The 17,907-nt window shown below is 66.3% G+C and carries 14 protein-coding genes; 8 read left to right on the top strand and 6 right to left on the bottom strand.

The features are described 5' to 3' along the window. Nucleotides 1-144 precede the first annotated feature (144 nt). Nucleotides 145-2,322 (bottom strand): twin-arginine translocase subunit TatC, encoded by a 2,178-nt coding sequence (locus tag HTIA_RS04405; RefSeq protein WP_008525767.1) that lies wholly within the window; start codon nucleotides 2,320-2,322, stop codon nucleotides 145-147. A 129-nt stretch (nucleotides 2,323-2,451) separates the two neighbouring features. Between HTIA_RS04405 and HTIA_RS04400 the strand changes: the two genes are divergently transcribed. Continuing rightward, complete coding sequence (locus HTIA_RS04400; RefSeq protein WP_008525766.1) at nucleotides 2,452-4,254, top strand: twin-arginine translocase subunit TatC; 1,803 nt, start codon at nucleotides 2,452-2,454, stop codon at nucleotides 4,252-4,254. Between the two features lie 56 nt (nucleotides 4,255-4,310). Here the strand turns inward: HTIA_RS04400 and larE are convergent, their stop codons facing one another. Beyond that, the gene (gene larE, locus HTIA_RS04395) at nucleotides 4,311-5,135 is read right to left on the bottom strand and encodes an ATP-dependent sacrificial sulfur transferase LarE (RefSeq protein ID WP_008525765.1); all 825 of its coding nucleotides are present in this window, start codon (nucleotides 5,133-5,135) and stop codon (nucleotides 4,311-4,313) included. Nucleotides 5,136-5,256: 121 nt separating this feature from the next. On the opposite strand from larE, the gene HTIA_RS04390 reads away from it, so the two are divergent. The 4 genes from HTIA_RS04390 (at nucleotide 5,257) to HTIA_RS04375 (ending at nucleotide 10,572) form a co-directional block, all read left to right on the top strand. Continuing rightward, nucleotides 5,257-6,285 (top strand): LLM class flavin-dependent oxidoreductase, encoded by a 1,029-nt coding sequence (locus tag HTIA_RS04390; protein ID WP_008525764.1) that lies wholly within the window; start codon nucleotides 5,257-5,259, stop codon nucleotides 6,283-6,285. Nucleotides 6,286-6,406: 121 nt separating this feature from the next. Continuing rightward, a complete protein-coding gene (locus tag HTIA_RS04385) occupies nucleotides 6,407-8,152 on the top strand; it encodes a PAS domain S-box protein (protein ID WP_008525763.1) in 1,746 nt (581 codons plus the stop codon). A 105-nt stretch (nucleotides 8,153-8,257) separates the two neighbouring features. Beyond that, complete coding sequence (locus HTIA_RS04380) at nucleotides 8,258-8,473, top strand: YgaP family membrane protein (protein ID WP_008525762.1); 216 nt, start codon at nucleotides 8,258-8,260, stop codon at nucleotides 8,471-8,473. Between the two features lie 113 nt (nucleotides 8,474-8,586). Then, nucleotides 8,587-10,572 carry a MutS-related protein gene (locus tag HTIA_RS04375; protein WP_008525761.1) on the top strand — a complete coding sequence of 662 codons (1,986 nt, stop codon included), beginning with the start codon at nucleotides 8,587-8,589 and terminating at the stop codon, nucleotides 10,570-10,572. A 1-nt stretch (nucleotide 10,573) separates the two neighbouring features. Here HTIA_RS04375 and HTIA_RS04370 read toward each other — a convergent pair whose 3' ends face one another. Continuing rightward, nucleotides 10,574-11,311, bottom strand: a complete 738-nt coding sequence (locus tag HTIA_RS04370) for a beta-ketoacyl-ACP reductase (protein WP_008525760.1) — start codon at nucleotides 11,309-11,311, stop codon at nucleotides 10,574-10,576. Nucleotides 11,312-11,494: 183 nt separating this feature from the next. On the opposite strand from HTIA_RS04370, the gene HTIA_RS16780 reads away from it, so the two are divergent. Then, nucleotides 11,495-11,668 carry a DUF5786 family protein gene (locus HTIA_RS16780; protein ID WP_008525757.1) on the top strand — a complete coding sequence of 58 codons (174 nt, stop codon included), beginning with the start codon at nucleotides 11,495-11,497 and terminating at the stop codon, nucleotides 11,666-11,668. A 72-nt stretch (nucleotides 11,669-11,740) separates the two neighbouring features. On the opposite strand, the gene HTIA_RS04365 is transcribed toward HTIA_RS16780, so the two are convergent. Continuing rightward, nucleotides 11,741-12,598, bottom strand: a complete 858-nt coding sequence (locus HTIA_RS04365; RefSeq protein ID WP_008525754.1) for a YkgJ family cysteine cluster protein — start codon at nucleotides 12,596-12,598, stop codon at nucleotides 11,741-11,743. A 164-nt stretch (nucleotides 12,599-12,762) separates the two neighbouring features. Between HTIA_RS04365 and HTIA_RS04360 the strand changes: the two genes are divergently transcribed. Then, entirely contained in the window at nucleotides 12,763-14,523 is a 1,761-nt protein-coding gene (locus HTIA_RS04360; RefSeq protein WP_008525753.1) for an ATP-dependent DNA helicase, read from the top strand. Between the two features lie 159 nt (nucleotides 14,524-14,682). Continuing rightward, nucleotides 14,683-15,510, top strand: coding sequence for a purine-nucleoside phosphorylase (locus HTIA_RS04355; RefSeq protein WP_008525752.1), 828 nt, complete (start codon nucleotides 14,683-14,685; stop codon nucleotides 15,508-15,510). Between the two features lie 173 nt (nucleotides 15,511-15,683). On the opposite strand, the gene HTIA_RS04350 is transcribed toward HTIA_RS04355, so the two are convergent. Together HTIA_RS04350 and HTIA_RS04345 are read right to left on the bottom strand one after the other, a co-directional pair. Then, nucleotides 15,684-16,721 (bottom strand): class I SAM-dependent methyltransferase, encoded by a 1,038-nt coding sequence (locus tag HTIA_RS04350; protein ID WP_008525751.1) that lies wholly within the window; start codon nucleotides 16,719-16,721, stop codon nucleotides 15,684-15,686. Beyond that, nucleotides 16,714-17,847 carry a 60S ribosomal export protein NMD3 gene (locus tag HTIA_RS04345; RefSeq protein WP_008525750.1) on the bottom strand — a complete coding sequence of 378 codons (1,134 nt, stop codon included), beginning with the start codon at nucleotides 17,845-17,847 and terminating at the stop codon, nucleotides 16,714-16,716. Before HTIA_RS04345 ends, HTIA_RS04350 begins: the two co-directional genes overlap by 8 nt. Nucleotides 17,848-17,907 lie beyond the last annotated feature (60 nt).

Here is a 17,907-nt window from a genome sequence, read left to right as displayed (position 1 = left end):
GCCTTCAGACTCGGATTCCGTTGTCGGCAGTAGGCAGCGCCGGTGACACGCGGGGGGAGGATCGACCGGACACGCCAGTTGGAGTCGTCTTTTCTGCCCTTCGAGCCTGTGTCCTGTCGAAGACGATCCCGGAGCCTCAGGGAATCAACCTGCCGCCGGCGTCAGCGGCCCCTTCCGCCTGCCGCCGAGCGTGTACAGCCAGAGGATACCGAGTCCCAGGAGATACGCCAGGGCGGCCGGAATACCGACTAACAGCAGCGAGAACATCCCGCCGGGCGTGACGACGGCTGCCAGTGCGAAAAACGCGAGGACGACGACGCGCCACCGTCTTCGCATACTCTCATAGGAGACGATCCCGCCGCGGTGGAACAGCAACATCGTGACGGGGATCTCCGCGAGGAGCCCGATCCCGACCGTCGTGAACACGATCAGCCAGCCGAAGGTGTTGACCCGATATCGGACGACCATGTGGGCGTCGATCGCGTCCGCCGCGAGCCAGGACATGACTCGCGGGGCGATGAAGCTATACCCGAGGTAACTCCCCAGGCCGATGCCGACCACGAGCGAACCACCCCAGACCAGCAACGTCCGCCGGTCGCCGGCGGCCCACCCGCGCTCTTTCAGCGCCGGCCAGACGTAGTACAGCAGCACGGGTAGCACCGCGACGACCGCGAGCAACGTCGAGACTTTGATCTCGAACACCAGGTGCTCGACAGGGTGCAACACGGAGATGTCTCCCTGGGCGATCATGTCTTCGGGTAACCGCCGGAGGAAGTCACGCCGGATCTCGTTGATTCCGCCCGAGTACAGGTACATGAACGCGCCGGCGAGCACGGCCATGAAGACGGCGACCAGCCTGAAGGCCTTCGAAGTGATGGATTCGAGGATGAACCGCAGGTCGTACATGTACCCGCCGATGTCGTCCTCGGTGGTCTCCTCCTCGGTGAAGGCGTCGACGACGCCGGTCGCCGTCTCCGAGACGACGCCAGACCCCTCGTCGGCTTCCTCGCCCTCGTCTGTGTCCTCCCGTTGTTGAGTCCGCTCAGTTGCCTCGTCGTAGCGCTCGAGGATGAGTTCCGCCTTCTCGTTGTCGCCCTCCTCTAGGGCCTCGTTGACGTAGCCTAGCGCCTCGTGTTCCTCGAGGGACTCGAAGGCTTCCGGTGGCGCGGCCTCGATTCCCGCGCGATCGAGGGTTCCGAGGTCGATCTCGGTCGGGTCGCCCATCGTCGCCATGGCGAGGCCAGCCTCGCGGTTGACCTGTTCGGCGACCGCCCGGTAGCCCACCGCAGCGACCGCGAGTACGGCGACGATAGCGGCGACCAGCCCCGCCGCGTAGGCGTCCGGCAGACCCAGGACTGTCCCGATCGCCGGGAGCGGTCCGAGGTCGCCGGGGGCCATCGCGAGCCCCTCGTTGAGTGCGCTCACGCCGCCGGCGGCGAAGAAACCGTAGACGAGAGCGAAGGCCGCGATCCCGGTTCCAGCCAGCCGGTTCCACCGGGCCCGTAGCGTCGCCGTCACGTCGACTTGCCCGCGTGACCGTTTGGCCCCGACGACGAGTTTCGTGATTCGGAGGCTGATAGCATAGAGGGCGACCAGCGGCGTCGCCCACATGATCTGGGTCAGTGGCTCCGGCGGCGTGAACAGTGCCCCCGCGGCGTACAGCCCGAAGACGGCGTGTTTCCACTTGTCCCTGAAGGTCTCGTAGGGGATGATGTCGGCGTACGCGAGCGTGCTCATCACCAGCGGGAGTTCGGCCGCGATGCCGAACGAAAGCGAGAGCAACACGATGAACTCGACCCACTTGACGATGTGATAGGTCGGAACGAACCCGGCTTCGATCGCGTTGCCCGCCAGGAAACTGAACATGATCGGGAAGAAGAGGGTGTAGGCGTAGGCGATCCCGCCGACGAACAACAGAACCATCGCGGCCCCGAGAAGTACCATCTTCCAGCGTGCAATCGGGGCCCGGGGGAGCCACCCGCGTTGTCTGAGTGCATCACGCGAAAAAAACAGGAAGGTTGGAATCGCCAGCAGCGCGCCGACGACGAGCCCTATTTTCACCTGCAGGAGGATCACGTCGAAGGGCGTCACCGCGACGACGTTCGTCCCCTCGCGGACGCTCTCGCTCATGTTGGCGAAGAGGTCGGTCTTGAGCCGATCCCAGACGTACACCCGCAGAATCCAGATCGAGCCCATGAGGCCGACGACGAACGCGATGAAGACCTTCTGGAGGTCCTTCTGGGCCGACCGAAGCATCGCTCCCAGCGTCTCCCTGCCACTGGCAAGTGTGCGACGTGTGTCGTCGTCGAGCGCGCTGGACATCTTCGTTCGGGGGAGTAACGAACTCGCCGTTATCAATTTATTCATCGGCAGGCGGACTCGCCGACCGGGCGCGGACCCGCGTCGGCGAAAAGAAGGCTTACAATAGGGGGGTGCCAACTCGCCGAAACGATGACCGACGGCGACGGTCCCGACGACACCGACGACCGTTCCGGGAACGGACACGACGCCGACCCGGCGAGGGACGACGCCGTCGACGAACCCGACCCGGCCGACCCGGCGAGGGACGACGCCGTCGACGAATCCGATCCAACCGGGGAATCCGATGTCGATTCGGACCCGTCCGATGCAAGGGATGTCGGGGATTCTGCGGACGAGGAGACTGGGAAAGACACGACGACTACGGACGTGCCCGACACCGAGCCAGCGCTGGCTGACCACTGGGAGCCCGAGGACGCGGGTGAGTCGGCCGATGACGAAGGGTCGTCTACGGAGGAGGAACCAACAGAAGACACCGACGCCCAGGACGCAGACCACGCAGGCCACGCGAGAGACGCCCGGGCGAGAGGAAAGGCGTCGACAGATTCCGACGGCGACGTCGACCCGATGGAGCCGACCCGGACCGCGGACGAACCGCCGGATCAGGAGCCGCCGCGGGAGACGTTCGAGACCGACCCGACCGAGACGGCGGCCGATAAAGCTCCGGACGACGAGGAGATGCCGCTGTCCGATCACATCGAGGAGATGGTCCGTCGGCTCGGTGTCGTGCTGGTGTTGATGGCCGGGGTCAGCGCCGTCGTCTTCCCCTTCGGCGAGCAGATCATCAACACCATCTGGTACTCGTTTTTGCCCGGGACCCTCGAGCAGTGTCCGACGACGGGGACGGTCGTTACCGAGGCAGGCGCGACGATCAAACCCGCCTGTCCGCGCGTCTACAACCCGCTGGCGACGATCCTCGCGCGGTTCAAGGTCGCGACGCTGGCCGGGTTCGTCGTCGCCCTGCCCGCGTTCGTCTACGAGACGTACCTGTTCATGCGCCCGGGGTTGTTCCCCCGTGAGCGCCGGTACTACCTCGCGGCCGTGCCGACAAGCCTCGTGCTCGCGACTGTCGGGCTGGCCTTCGCGTACATACTGGTCCTCCCGGCCATTTTCACGTACTTCCTCTATTACTCCGAGGGCGCGGCGGACATCGCCTTCGGGCTGACCCAGACGTTCGACCTGATGGTCCTGATGATGGGGTTTTTCGCCGCGATCTTCCAGATTCCACTCTTCATCATGCTCGCGATCATGATGGGTGTCACCTCCCGGGAGTGGCTGGCCGACCGCCGGCTGTTGTTCTGGGCGGCCTTCGCCGGCGTCGCCTTCATCTTCAACCCCGACCCGACCGGCATGGCCCCGTTCATCGTCGCGGCGACGATGATCGCGCTGTTCGAGGGGACGCTTCTCCTGCTTTCCTGGACGGGCAGCGACGGGCTGCTTCCGTCCCCGAACGCGGTTGCAGCCCGCCGACCCTATGCCTGGGTCCTGGCGGCGGTCGCCGGCTATCTCGCCAGCGACGCCCCGCTGCCGGCAGGCTACTACGAGCAGCTACCTGCGGTGGTCAGTGGCGTCATCGAGAGCAACGGCCTTCTCGGAATGACGCCGATCGTGGTCGGCGGCGCACTCATCGCCGCCTACGAACTCGTCGTGATCCTGCTGGCCCGGTATCTCCCGATGGGCGGTCTGAAGCAGACGTTGTTCACAGGCCGCCTCTCGCTCCGTCGGCTACGTCCGCCGGTCTGGCTCCTCTCGATCGTCGTCGGGTACTTCGCGAGTCCGGAGCCGTTCCTGCTCGATCGCGCGAACGAGATCGCGCTCGCGCCGGTCGAGGCAGGCGGTCTGGCCGTGGGCTTGATCGTCGCCTTCGAGGTCGCACTCGCCGTTTGGCGGTTCGTTCGGCCGGCAGAAGGTGACCGGCTGCCGCTGAAACGGTGATTGACAGGGAGCGATCGCTTCCCCATTTTCACGCTCGTCCGTGTCCACGTCGAGGATCATTCGCTTGCCGGGCTGACGCTCCCCGTCCGATACCCCTCCAGGTCGAGCGTGACGTGCTCGAAGCCCAGATCCCCGATGTGCTCGCGCGCAGCGGCGACGAACTCCCGGTCTAAGGCCGCCTCAAGTTCGTCCTCGCCGACCTCGATCCGGGCGATGCCGTCGTGATCCCGGACGCGGAACTGCTCGAAGCCCCACGTCCGGAGGACGCGCTCGGCCTCTTCGATCCGGGTGAGTTTCTCCTCGGTGACTTCGAGGCCGGTCGGGATGCGCGAGGAGAGACACGCCATCGACGGTTTCTCGGCCACCGAGAGGTCGTAGTGGTCGGCGATCTCTCTGACTTCCTCCTTCGTGATGTCGTGTTCGAGCAAGGGGGAGACGGCGTCCAACTCTTCGACGGCCTGGAGTCCGGGGCGGTGTCCCTCGCCGGGATCCGAGGCGTTCGTGCCGTCACAGACGGTCTCGATGCCGAGCTCTCGCGCGCGGTCGTACATCGTCTCTAAGCGCATCGACCGGCAGTGATAGCACCGATCGCCGTCGTTCGCGACGAAGTTCTCGTCCTCGAGTTCGGAGAACTCGACGACGTCGTGGCGAATGTCGATCTCCCTGGCGACGCGTTTGGCCTCCTCAAGTTCGGCCTCGGGGAGCGTCTCGCTTCTGGCGGTGCAGGCGACTGCGTCCTCGCCGAGTGCGTCTTCGGCGATCGCGGCGACGACGCTGGAGTCGACGCCGCCCGAGAAGGCCACGAGGACGCCGTCGCGGGCGGCCAGGTCGGCACGGGCCGCCGCGAGTTTGTCCTCGACGGTCCGTTGGGTGGATGCCATTAGCCCGCGGTACGGAATGGACGCGCAAAAGCCCGTTGTCCCGGGACGACGGTACAGCCCCCTCCGGCCACAAAACTGCCGGGAGCCCAACGATTACCCCGCGCTATCCCCGACAGCCGCCATGGATCTCTCACTTGTCGATCTCTCGCCGGTCCCCGAGGGTGGCACCGCGACCGACGCCTACGCGAACACCGTCACCGCCGCGAAACAGGCCGAGGAACTCGGCTATTCGCGGTTCTGGGTCGCCGAACATCATGCGATGGGCGACACGCTCGCGGGAACGACGCCAGAGGTGCTGCTTGGCCATCTCGCGGCCGAGACCGATTCGATCCGCCTTGGATCGGGAGCCGTCCTGCTCAATCACTACAGCCCCTACAAGGTCGCCGAGGTCTTCGGCGCGCTGGACGGTCTCGCACCCGGTCGCATCGACGCCGGGCTGGGCCGGGCCAATGGCTCGCCGGCCGCCGATCGCGCGCTGGGGACCGAGCGCCGGGTCGAGAACCCCGACGCCGAGCACCGCGAGAAGATCGAGGCCGTCGTCGCCCACCTCTACGACGCTTTTCCCGACGACCACCCCTACAGCGACCTCGAGATCCCCCGATCCGGCGAGGAGCCGCCCGTTCCGTGGGTGCTCGGATCGAGTCCCTCCAGTGCGAAAGTCGCGGGGCAACTCGGCTTGCGGTACTGTTTCGCGGCGTTCATCCGCCCCGGCTTCGCGACCCAGGCCTTCGAGACCTACCGCGAGCACTTCGAGCCCGCCGCCAGCGACGGCGGCCTCGACGAGCCAGCTGGGATGGTCGCGGTCAACGCCATCGCCGCCGAGACCGACGAGAAGGCGGCCCGCAAGCGGGCGGTAGCTGAGGCGTCCTTCCAGCGGATGGCCCGCGGGGTCGTCGGTTCGACGCCGTCGATCGACGAGGCTATCGACGAACTCGGCGGTGTCCCCGACCCGACACCGACCACCCTCGATGCTGGCGAGTGGCCGCGAGCCATCTCCGGAAGTCCGGAGACGCTTGCAGGCTTGCTCGAACAGCTCACCGACCGGGTCGGCGTCGAGGAGGTCATGATCCAGCAGGTCGTCGCCGACCACGACGACGCGCTTCGCTCTCAGGAGTTGCTGGCCGAGGGCCTCGGGCTCGACGCGCGCTGACTGGACGGGTGGGAATCCGGACACAGATTGATCAGACGGCCGATCGTCTCGAGAGAGATCCCGAACAGCAAGTTTTCCGTCGAAACGACCTTTAAAGGTGTTCTGACGCCAAGAGACGGCAATGGTGTCTGAGGACGAAGTCGCCCGGATGGCCTTCGAGAAGGCCGCGGCGATCATGCTGGTGTTGGACGCTGAGGGGACGATCCAGCGGATCAACGACCGTGGGTGTGCGGTCCTCGGCTACGACCGGGCGGAGCTACTCGGCGTAGACTGGTTCGAAACGGTCGTTCCCGCGGCGAGTGACGTCGATCTGGCGACGGTGCTCGAGGCTGTCAGGGAGGATGACGCGTTCGACATCCACGAGAACGTCGCCCGAACCGAGGACGGCGAGATCCGCTGTATCAAGTGGCACGTCGCCGGACTGCGCGACGACGCCGGCGAGGTCACGCACCTGCTCGTCTCGGGATCAGACGTCACCGAACAGGCCGAGACCGAACGCCGACTCCGACGGTACGAACAGACTGTCGAGAGTTCGACGAACCTGCTGGCCGCTGTCGATCAATCTTACGCGTACGTGCTGGCCAATCGTGCCTACCGGGAGTTCTACGGGCTCGATCAGGGGGGACTCCCTGGACAGACGATCCAAGACGCGCTGGGTTCGGATCAGTTTAAGACTATCAAGCCACACATCGACCGGGCGCTGGCCGGTGAACTCATCGAGTACGGGACGACGCGGTCGAGGGCCGACGGCACCGAACGCGAGTTTGACGTCCGATACTTCCCGCTGGAAGACGCGGACGGGACGATTCAGGGTGCCGTCGCGGCGTTACGGGACGTCACCGAGCGTACCGAACGCGAGCGCGAACGACAGGAGACCAGAGACACCTTCCAGGGCCTGTTTCACGGCATCAACGACGCTGTCTTCGTCCATGACTTCGACGGCCGGTTCCTCGCCGTCAACGAGAGTGCCCGCGAGCGATTGGGCTACGACGAGGGCGAACTCCTGGGTATGACGCCCTGGGACATCGACGCGGCCGAAGAGACGGGAGACATCAGCGAAGCGATCGAGACGATCCGCGACGAGGGGGAGTTGACTTTCGAGGCCGTTCATGTCACAAAATCCGGCGAGCGGATCCCCGTCGAGATCACGTCGAGTCTGGTGACGTACTTCGGCGAGGAGGCGGTTTTGAGCGTCGCCCGCGATATCACCGACCGCAAGGAGCGCGAACGACAGCTCGAGCGGGAGGTCGACCGGCTCGCGGAGTTCGCGGGCGTCATCTCCCACGACCTGCGAAACCCCTTGAACGTCGCTCAGAGTCGCCTCACGCTCGCGGCCGAGGAGTGTGACGCAGATCACGAACACCTCGCGCCGATCGATCGGGCGCTCGGCCGCATGGCGGCGATCATCGAGGACACCCTTACGCTCGCCCGCCAGGGCGAGACTGTCGGGGAGACTGAGCCCGTTCACGTCGCCGACGTCGTCGGGCAGTGCTGGGACGCGGTGGCGACCGGCGAGGCCACCCTCGAGATCGTCGACGAGTTTACCGTCCGGGCGGACCGCGACCGCCTCCAGCACGTCTTCGAGAACCTCTTCCGGAACGCGGTCGAGCACGCCGGCAACGAGGCCACGATCCGGATCGGTCGCCTCGCGAGCGGGTTTTACCTCGAGGACGACGGTCCGGGCATCGATCCAGACGACCGCGAGCGCGTCTTCGAGCCCGGGTTCACGACTCAGGAGCGGGGCACCGGCTTCGGGCTCACGATCGTCCGCCAGATCGCGGAGGCTCACGGCTGGTCAGTGACCGTCACCGACGCCGAGACGGGCGGCGCACGCTTTTCGTTCTCCGGCGTCGAGATCGTCGAGTGAGTGGCGATTTCCCGGACGATCGCCGGCAGGGACGCGATACTTTTTGCGGTATTGCCAATATCGCCCACAACAGGTAAGGGGATCGGCGTCGAACTTCCTGCTGTCATGGAACGAAACGTCGGAGCGCTGGATCGCAACGTTCGCCTCATTGTTGGCATCGCCCTCGGTGCTATCGGGCTCGCTATCTTCGCCGGGCCGCTGTCGAATCTCGGGACGGTCGTCGGCGCGATCGCGTTGCTGGTCGGTGTTGTCATGCTCGGGACCGGGCTGACCCAGCAGTGTCTGCTCTACCAGTTGATCGGTCTCGATACGAGCAAGTAGCCCAGATCGTCGTCCACAGCGCCAAATTGTCTCGAAGAACTGCTGGAGATTCCGCTCACGTCCCAAGACATCGGGCGTGAGATTTTTCTCACGGGGCCGCGAGACACGGGTAGATGGATTTGACGGCGATCCCCGGCGTCGGCGCGAAGACTGCCGACGCTCTCGCCGAGCTCGAGGCCCCCGAAGCCGCGATCGAATCGGGCGACGTCGCCGCCGTCGCGCGGGCTCCCGGCATCAGTCAGGGCCGGGCCGCCCGGATCGTCCGCGCGGCGATCAGGCAGCGCCACGACGACGAGGGAACCTTCCTCGCGACGCCGCGCGCCCGGGAAGTGTACCGGGACGTCCTCGACCTCCTGGCGGACCGCACCGTCACCGACTACGCGGCCGCCAGACTGGAGACGTTCTATCCCAGCGCCAGCGAATCCCGGATCGACGAGGTCCGTGCTCTGAGTGAACGCGCGATGGAGCGCGACCCCGACGACGCCGTCCTCGCCGCGCTCGAAGACGTCGAACCACTCGAAGTGCCAGGTGACGTCCGGGTCCGGGACCGGTGTCTCGCGACGACTGACGGCGAGACCTATGCCAGCGCCCGGGAGGCGATCCCCGAGTTGAGCGTCGAAGTCGTCGAGGACAGCCGCGACCTGGCGGAACTCGCCCGCGGCTACGCGACCGTGGTGGCGCTCGATGACTCCTTCGCCGGCGTCGACGTCGAGGGTGACGTCCGCGTCGAACCCGACGCGCTCGCGGAACCGGCCGCAGTCGTCCCCGAACGCCCGCTCGCCTTCTTCGCCCACAACCGCGACCGCATCCTTGCCGCGATCACCGTCCACCGGGCGGCCGATCTCGACGCACCCTGTGATCTCGACGTGCTCGAAGCCGCGCTGGATCGACTCGACGCGGAAGGGACGCCGACCGGCGACGACGAACTCCGGCGGCTTCAGACGGCTGTCGACGACCTCGATGCCGCCGTGGGCGAGGCCGAATCGGTCGCTAACGACCGCCTTCGGGAGGCGATCGAGGCCCAGGACGTCACCATCGAGGGGGCGGACCTGCTCTCGCTCGTCGAGCGCGGCGCTGGCGTCGACGAGGTGCTTTCGAGGGAACTGGCCGACGAGTACGACGACGCCGTCGAAGCGGCCCGCGAACACGTCATCGACACACTGGATCTCCGGGACGTCGCTGACATCGCCCGGCGTGCCTTCCCGGACGAGCCTACGTTCCCCGTCGAGCGCGAGGAGAGCGTCGTCTCGCGACTCCGGGAGGAACTCACGACGGCCCGCGACCGGCGAGCCGAGCGCCTCAAGACCGAACTCGCCGACGACCTGGCGTCGATGCGCGAGCCCGCGGAGACTCTCGTCGATGCCGCCCTGGAACTGGACGTCGAACTCGCGATCGCCCGCTTCGCTGCCGATTTCGACGCGACGATGCCCGAACTCGGCGGCGACGGAATCACGATCGAGGGCGGCCGCTCGCCGTTGCTCGACGTCGAGTTCGGTGACGTCGAGCCGGTCGACTACGATGTCTCCGGCGTCAGGCTCCTCTCGGGGGTCAACAGCGGTGGGAAGACCTCCATGCTGGATCTGATCGCCCTGACCGTGATCCTCGCCCACATGGGTTTGCCGGTGCCCGCAGACCGGGTGCACGTCGGGCGGATCGACGCCCTGCACTACCACGCCAAGACCCAGGGGACGCTCGACGCGGGGGCCTTCGAGAGCACGCTACGCTCCTTTGGCGAACTGGTCACCGATGCCGCGAGCGAGGGCGAGACGCTCGTGCTGGTCGACGAGTTAGAGAGCATCACCGAACCCGGCGCGAGCGCGAAGATCATGGCCGGGATTCTGGAGGCACTCGGAGCACGCGACCAGACGGCCGTGTTCGTCTCTCACCTCGCCCGGGAGATCCGGGAGACGGCCGATCGGGAAATCGGCGTCGACGGCATCCAGGCGCTCGGGCTCGAAGACGGCAAGCTACAGGTCGATCGAACACCGAGGAAGGACACGCTGGCCCGCTCGACACCGGAACTTATCGTCGAGAAACTTGCGGACGGTAACGACGGTGACGCCGGGTTTTACGCCGATCTGCTCGCGAAGTTCGAGTGAGTTACAGATCCATCCCGCCGTTGACGTCGATCACCTCGCCGGTGATGAACGACGAGCGCTCGCTGGCGAGGAAGGCGACGATGTCGGCCACTTCTTCGACGTCTCCGATCCGGCCGAGTGGGGTGTCTTCCTCGACCTGTTCGATGATCGACTCGGGGAGGTCCGTCACCATACTCGTCTCGATGAACCCCGGCGCGACGCAGTTGGCCGTCGATCCCTCGCGGGCGAGTTCCTGCGCCAGCGTTCGCGTGAATCCGAAGATGCCGGCCTTCGCCGTCGCGTAGTTGGCCTGCCCCAGGTTGCCGCCCTTGGCGACGATGCTGGAGATGTTGATGAGGCGACCGTCCGCGGCCGCCGCGAGGTCGTCGTAGAACGTCTGGGTGCAGTGAAAGGCCCCGTCCAGGTGGACGTCGAGGACGGTGTCCCACTGCTCGTGGGTCATCTCCTCGAAGAAGACGTCCTGGTTGATACCGGCGTTGTTGACCAGTACGTCGACCGTCCCGAAGGCGTCTTCGACGTCCTCGGCCATCGCTTGCACTTGCTCGGGTTCGGTTACGTCGGCTTTGACCGCGATTGCCGACCCGCCGGCGTCCTCGATTGTCTCGACGACCTCGCGAGCGGCCTCGCCGGAACTCCGGTAGTTGACCGCGACGTCACACCCAGCTTCGCCGAACCGTTCGGCGATCCCACGGCCGATCCCTCGCGATGCGCCCGTCACGACGCAGGTTTTCGGTTCCATACCTGCCTCTCTGTCGGAGTGAGTCAAAACAGTTCGGCGTGACGCAAATTTGGCCAGCCGACCTTGAATCGCCATTCGACGCCTGTTCAGCCGTCTTCTTCTGCGCTCAACGCCGTGTGTCACTTACCCGTGGGTGTCCGTTACATTGAAATAGATATATCGTGAAGGTTTGTGTGGTACACCATGTCTATGGGTGCGTACGACGACGAGGAACACGAGCGCCGTGAGCGCAAGAACAGTTCGGTCGACGCGAGTTTCGACGACGACCGGACGGACTACCACGGCAGTGTCGACTACGACAGCGACGACTCGACCGAAGAACTCCTGGAGACGTTCAAGGAGATTCAATCCGACTGATTCTGGCTGCCCTGTGTTGACGTCGATCGCTCGCCGACAGTGACAGCTCCGTCGACGTGCGCCCGCGAGTGGTCACCGGCTGGTGTCCCATCCTGGCGTCGGTGGAGCCCCGCGATCTGCCTCGATTGTGACCCCGAGTCCTGGGTCGGCCACGTCGGCGTTCGCCCGCTGTCGCCACTCCGCGATCGCCGAGCTCACCCACGACTCGGCGCTCGTCGCCCGCTCGCGAGTCCGCTCGTAGTACGACGACTCGATCTCGAGCGTGCCTGGACTCGACGCCGCGGCGACGGCGACGAACTCCGCGCGGTCTCGCTGCGTCGATTCACCGTCGCGAAGCCGTCCCACTGCGTCGCCGATCCGATCCGGGTCCGGGTGAGCGAAGACCGTCTCGCCGACGGCGGCGGGACCGAAGTTCGGCGTCGCCTCCGCTGGGGGCTCGTCGTCGAGTAATCGATTGCCGCCGTGCTCGCTCTCGACGCGTTCACACTCCGTTTCGACGTCGAGCACGAGGTTCTCGCCCGGGTACGTCCCGCAGGTCTCAGGATAGCGTTCGGTGTCGTGGATGCGACACTGCAACGTTTCCGGGTCGAGGAAGACGCAACTCGACAGCCAGGTCGGGTCGTGGCCGAACGGGGCCACCGGCTTCGGGACGGATCGCAGGCCGACGAAAAACGCCGGCCGGCCGTCGATCGCCGCCATGGAGACGCCGCCGGCGTCGATCCCGTCCTCGCTCGCGAAGAGTCTGGGGACGAGCGCGTCAGCCAGCCCAGCATCGACGAACTCGCGGATCTCCTCACGGTGGAGGGGAACGAGGTTGTACTCGTCGTCGAGCGGTTCGTAGGGGCCGCGGCGTTCGTGGTCGATGTCACCCGTGGCGAGCGGTCGCCAGTCGATGCAACAGCCCGCACACCCCGCACAATCGACCTCCATACCTGTTGGCACGGTATCGCGAACCAAAGAAATGTGGGTGGTGCGTTCGGCGACGTGAGCCCGAAACGGTGCGTTCGGCGACGTGATGCGGCCGAGGACGAAAGTCCCGGCGACCGACGCCGTCGATCGGTGCGCTTAGGACCGTCCGTCCGTTCGAGGCAAGCGTGGATCCCTCCCGCATCGAGTCGGCCTTCCCTGCACCCTCCTATCGTGGCAACCAGGAGGACGCACTCCGGCGCATTCGGGCGGCCTTCGAGGACGGCAACGACGTCGTGCTCGTCCGCGCGCCGACGGGCAGCGGCAAGTCCCTGCTCGCCCGGGCGATCGCCGGGTGTGCCCGAAAGGGCAGCCAGGCCAGCGCGACCGACGCGATCGGGGCCTACTACACCACTCCGCAAGTCTCTCAGCTCGACGACGTGGCCGCCGACCCCCTACTCGACGACCTCTCCATCATCCGCGGGAAATCGAACTACAAGTGCATCCTCTCGGGGGAGACCGACACGCCAGTCACGCAGGCCCCCTGCGCTCGCGAGCGGGCGTTCGACTGCCAGGTCAAACACCGGTGTCCGTACTTCTCGGACCGCTCGATCGCCGCCAACCAGTCGATCGCCGCGATGACGCTCGCCTATTTCATGCAGACTGCTGGCTCGGACGTCTTCGGCACGCGCGACGTGGTGGTCGTCGACGAGGCCCACGGCCTGGGCGAGTGGGCCGAGATGTACGCCGCGATCGACCTCGCGCCCGACACCGTTCCCGTCTGGGACGCACGCCCGCCGCCGGCAATCGACGACGTCGAGACGGCCGCCGACTATGCCGCCGGCCTCTCGCGGGTCTGTGATCGTCGGCTGACCGATCTCCGCGCGCAGGTCGAACTCGAACCCGAGGAGGCCGCCGAACGCGACCGCCTGGAGGAACTCCGGTCGGACCTGACGTGGTTCCAGGAGGCCGTCCGCGACCCCGACAGTCCGACGACGTGGGTCGTCGACCAGCCCGACGGCGAGGGCACGCGGACGACGTTCAAGTCCCTGAACCCCGAACGCTTCCTCTCACATACGGTCTGGGATCGCGGGAACAAGTTCGCGCTGCTCTCGGCGACGATCCTCAACAAGGACGCCTTCTGTGCGAGTGCCGGCCTCGATCCCGACCGCGTGGCGCTGGTCGACCTCGACCACACCTTCCCCGTCGAGAACCGGCCGCTGGTCGACGTCACGCAGGGAAAGATGACCTACGAGGAGCGCGAGGCGACGATTCCGAAGATCGCCGAGACGCTCGTGGCGTTGATGGCGCGCCATCCCGAGGAATCGGGGCTGGTGCATTGCCATTCCTACGCGATTCAGGACGCTCTCGAAGCCGAACTCGAAGCGCTGGGCGTCGGGGAGCGGGTTCGCTCCCACGACAGCGAGGACCGCGACGGCCAACTCGCCGCCTGGAAGCGAAGCGACGACCCAACGGTCTTTCTCTCGGTGAAGATGGAGGAGGCCCTGGATCTCGACGGCGACCTCTGTCGATGGCAACTCCTGACGAAAGCACCGTATCCCAACACTCGCGATTCGCGGGTCGCCCAGCGACTCGAGGACGGCGACTGGGCGTGGTACTACCGGAGCGCACTCCGGACGGTGATCCAGGCTGCCGGGCGGATCGTCCGCTCACCTGAAGACCACGGCGTGACCTACCTCGCGGATTCGAGCCTGCTTGACCTCTTCGAGCGCGCCCGGACCGACATGCCGGGGTGGTTCGCCGAGCAGGTCGATCGGATGGAACGCCCGTCGCTTCCCGAACCCGACCCGGACGCGGCACTTGCTGGACTGTCGGACGGGCGCTCGAGTCGCGACTCCGGTCGTTCCGGATCGAGCGGTTCCCGACGCTCGCGCCGGTCGTCTCGATCACGGTCCAACCCCGTCGCCGACGTCTGGGACACGGAGTAATACTGCCGGCTGTAAGTTCGTAAAGATATTCGCCACACCGGGGTGGCGAATTCCGTCAGTCTGTTACAGCCGGCAGTATAAGGCGACTGTCCCCGTTCACGAACGCGACACCAGCCCGTGACCACACCCTTTTTATGTGGAACAGGTATAAAAACGGGTATGACGGAACCAGTCGAGTACCTCGAAGAACAGCTTCAGGCGAACGATCTGTCGGCTCCCGAGACGGCGATGATTCTCGGCTCCGGGCTCGGCGGGATGACCGACGAGATGGACATCGCGCTGTCGGTCTCCTACGACGACGTGCCCGGGCTGGCGGGTTCTACTGTCGAGGGCCACGCAGGGCGATTCGTCGTCGGGACGGTCGGCGGCGTCGACGTTCTGGGGATGGACGGTCGCGTCCACTACTACGAGACCGGTGACATGGATCCGATCGTCGCCCCGATTCGGACGCTCGGAGAGATGGGGTGTGAGCGACTCCTCATCACGAACGCCGCCGGCGGGATCAACGCGGACTACGAACCGGGCGATATCATGCTCATCGAGGACCACATCAACATGCAGGGGACCAACCCGCTGATCGGCCGGGCGGGGCTGGGCGACGGGCCGATGTTCCCCGACATGACCACCGCTTACAGCCCCGACCTGCTGGCCGAGGCTCGCGATCTGGCCGACGATTCACCCCTCACCATCCACGACGGCGGGGTCTACGCGGCCACGACAGGGCCGAGCTACGAGACGCCGGCCGAGATCGGGATGCTCGAGACCGTCGGCGCGGACGCCGTCGGGATGTCGACCGTGCCCGAGACGATCGTCGCCAACCAGCTCGGGATGGACGTCGTCGGGATGTCCACGATCACGAACTACGCCGCCGGCATCGTCGGCGATCCCCTCTCTCACGAGGAGGTCGTCGAGACGATCGAGACGATCGAGGACGACCTCCGGGCGTACGTCACGGCGCTGCTCCAGCGCTTCCCGGAACTCGAGTAGCGACGGCTCAGCCCCGAGTTGCCTTAGAACATGCTGGCCGCGGCGTAGGCGAACGACGAGCCGACCATCAGCACCACGAGGATGATGGCGAGAACTTGTTGTCGGTCCATATCGGCGCTTGAGCGCCGGGACGAATAGGTGTTTCTGCTCGTCGCGAGTGGCGACACTCGCCGTCAGTCGACGCGAGCGTCCACGACGACGTGGTCGACGCCCTCGCTGTAGCTCTTCACTCGCCGGGTATCCAGCACCTCGACCGACCGCCCGCGCTCGTTCGCGGCCGTCTCCAATCGGTCGATCGGTCGCTCGAAGACCAGGTCCGTCGGCGTCGCCTCGTGTAAGTGCACTGTTCCGCCGGGTTCGAGCGCCTCGAGTGCGCTGTCGAGGTACTCGTAGGCGTCGTAGTAGCCCATCACGACGCGATCCGCATTCACTCCCTCGACCACCTCACGACAGTCCGCCCGGTAGGGCTGGACCCGGTCGGTCACGTCGTTGAGCCGGGCGTTTTCCAGCAGGTACTGGAACGCCGTCGGGTTGCGCTCGACGGCGGTGACGTCGGCCCCGGCCCGGGCCATCGGCAGCGTGAAGTAGCCGATCCCGGCGAACATGTCGAGGACGGTCTCGTTCTCAGTGACCGCCTCGGCCATTCCCGCTCGCTCGTCCTTGTTGCCCGGCGAGAACATCACCTCGGCGAGGTCCATCGCGTAGCGCGTCCCGTGCTCGGTGTGGATCGTCTCGGTGTCGCCCTCGCCGGCCAGCACCGAGACGTCGGGTTCGCGGTGTTCGCCGGCGATACCGTGACGCTGGAGGACGGTGTCGGCCTCGCCGTGTAGGTCGAGCAGCGCTTCGCCGACTTCCACGGGCCGCGGTGCGTCGTCGATCTCGACGAGGACGACGCTCCCGATAACGGCCCACGACGACGGCGCACGGTCGATCTCCTCGGGACTCCACCCGCGTTCACGGAGGTGGTCGGCGAGCGTCCGCAGTCGGGCGTCGCCGACTTGCCGGACGACCTCGTGAAACTCGACGGTTTCGGGGACGGCCGTCACGGGGATCGAGACGCCGGCCTCGCCGTAGGCCCGGACGCTGCGGTCGGCGTCGTAGACGCCTTCCTGGGTCAGGCCGTCGATGGCCTGCTGGGCGCGGGGCTTCTCGACGACGACGGCGAGTTCACCCTCTCCTCCGTCGTCCGGAAACAGGTCGTCGTCACTCATCGTTGGTCTCGTCTGCGTCGCTCGGGAGGACGTGCAACCCGGCTCGCGATTTCAACACCGGAACCGTCTCGGCGTCGGCGTCGAGATACTTCGGCCGCGGAATCGACTTCGCTTCGTAGGTCTCTGGATCGAGCACCTGGACGGCGTGGGCGTCCTCGATCGCCACCAGCGTCGTCTCGACGCCGTCGGACCGATCGCCCAGTCGCCGGGCGTCGGGTGCGTCGCCCGCCTCGAAACTCGCCTCGTAGTCTTTGCCGGTCTTTAGTCGTGTCCCCTTGAGGTTGCCCTGGACGCTCCGAACGAGGACCGGGCCGTCGCCGTCTTCGGGGTCGATGACCTCCCCGGGCCGGTAGGGCGGCAACCTGATGGCGTAGGTCACCCGGTAGACTTCGTTGCCGTCCTCGTCCTCGGTGATCAGCGTCTCCGAGTCCGAGAAGGTTCCGCCGAACTCGCCGACGATCCGGTTTGCGATCTGCTTGCCGATGTTCGTCGTCGAGACCTTGATGTTCAGCCCGTCGTCGTCCTCGCCGACCTCGGTGACGAAGGCGTCTCGATCGCCCGTCGCCTCCATGTCGGCGACCACTTCGTGGGCGATCGCCTCGGCGCGCTCCATCTCCTCGTCGGTCGGCGTTCGATCGACGGCCCGGACCTGAACGGTCGAGGCGTAGGAGCCACCGGCGATCCGACCACACCGCTGGCAGGTCTCCCGGGAGATCTTTACCGGGACGACGACCTCCTCGGTGACGGCCGTCCCGCGGACGACCCCCGAGAACGTCGCGTGCATCCGGATCGTGTTGCGGTCGACTTGCTCGGGCGCGACCTGCCAGGAGACGTCGGTGGCGTCGACGTGGACGCCAAGGGCTTCGCTGGTCTCTTCGATCGCGATGTCGGTGTAGTCCTCGGCACCGACGTCGACCCACCGATTGCCCCGGTGGACGGCCCCACACTGGGAGCAGACCCGCACCTCGATCCGGTCAGGCGCGTCCACGAGGTCGAACTCCTCGAAGTAGCAGGCGTCACACAGCACGCTGTCGGGGTCGCGCGCATCCGGTTGGCCCGGCCGCTCGCCCGGGTCGCTCTCGATAGGATCGCCACAGCGCGGACAGAACGCACCCGATCGCGTCATTACGCCGAGGTAGGAGACCGCGATCCAAAAGCAACCCGTTCTCGTCGCTGATTCCCCACC

Origin of the sequence: Halorhabdus tiamatea SARL4B (assembly GCF_000470655.1) — an archaeon.
Lineage (GTDB): Archaea > Halobacteriota > Halobacteria > Halobacteriales > Haloarculaceae > Halorhabdus > Halorhabdus tiamatea.
The sequence above is the reverse complement of the archived record's forward strand: the minus strand, read 5'-3'. Positions and strand labels throughout refer to the sequence as shown.

Bases quoted from the DNA above. Each gene is read 5' to 3' on its own strand.
- HTIA_RS04370 (WP_008525760.1), bottom strand. From the start codon at position 11,311: ATGGAACCGAAAACCTGCGTCGTGACGGGCGCATCGCGAGGGATCGGC.
- HTIA_RS04380 (WP_008525762.1), top strand. From the start codon at position 8,258: ATGGAACGAAACGTCGGAGCGCTGGATCGCAACGTTCGCCTCATTGTT.
- HTIA_RS04345 (WP_008525750.1), bottom strand. From the start codon at position 17,847: ATGACGCGATCGGGTGCGTTCTGTCCGCGCTGTGGCGATCCTATCGAG.
- HTIA_RS04400 (WP_008525766.1), top strand. From the start codon at position 2,452: ATGACCGACGGCGACGGTCCCGACGACACCGACGACCGTTCCGGGAAC.
- HTIA_RS04355 (WP_008525752.1), top strand. From the start codon at position 14,683: ATGACGGAACCAGTCGAGTACCTCGAAGAACAGCTTCAGGCGAACGAT.
- HTIA_RS04405 (WP_008525767.1), bottom strand. From the start codon at position 2,322: ATGTCCAGCGCGCTCGACGACGACACACGTCGCACACTTGCCAGTGGC.
- larE (WP_008525765.1), bottom strand. From the start codon at position 5,135: ATGGCATCCACCCAACGGACCGTCGAGGACAAACTCGCGGCGGCCCGT.
- HTIA_RS04390 (WP_008525764.1), top strand. From the start codon at position 5,257: ATGGATCTCTCACTTGTCGATCTCTCGCCGGTCCCCGAGGGTGGCACC.
- HTIA_RS04365 (WP_008525754.1), bottom strand. From the start codon at position 12,598: ATGGAGGTCGATTGTGCGGGGTGTGCGGGCTGTTGCATCGACTGGCGA.
- HTIA_RS04375 (WP_008525761.1), top strand. From the start codon at position 8,587: ATGGATTTGACGGCGATCCCCGGCGTCGGCGCGAAGACTGCCGACGCT.
- HTIA_RS04350 (WP_008525751.1), bottom strand. From the start codon at position 16,721: ATGAGTGACGACGACCTGTTTCCGGACGACGGAGGAGAGGGTGAACTC.
- HTIA_RS04385 (WP_008525763.1), top strand. From the start codon at position 6,407: ATGGTGTCTGAGGACGAAGTCGCCCGGATGGCCTTCGAGAAGGCCGCG.
- HTIA_RS16780 (WP_008525757.1), top strand. From the start codon at position 11,495: ATGTCTATGGGTGCGTACGACGACGAGGAACACGAGCGCCGTGAGCGC.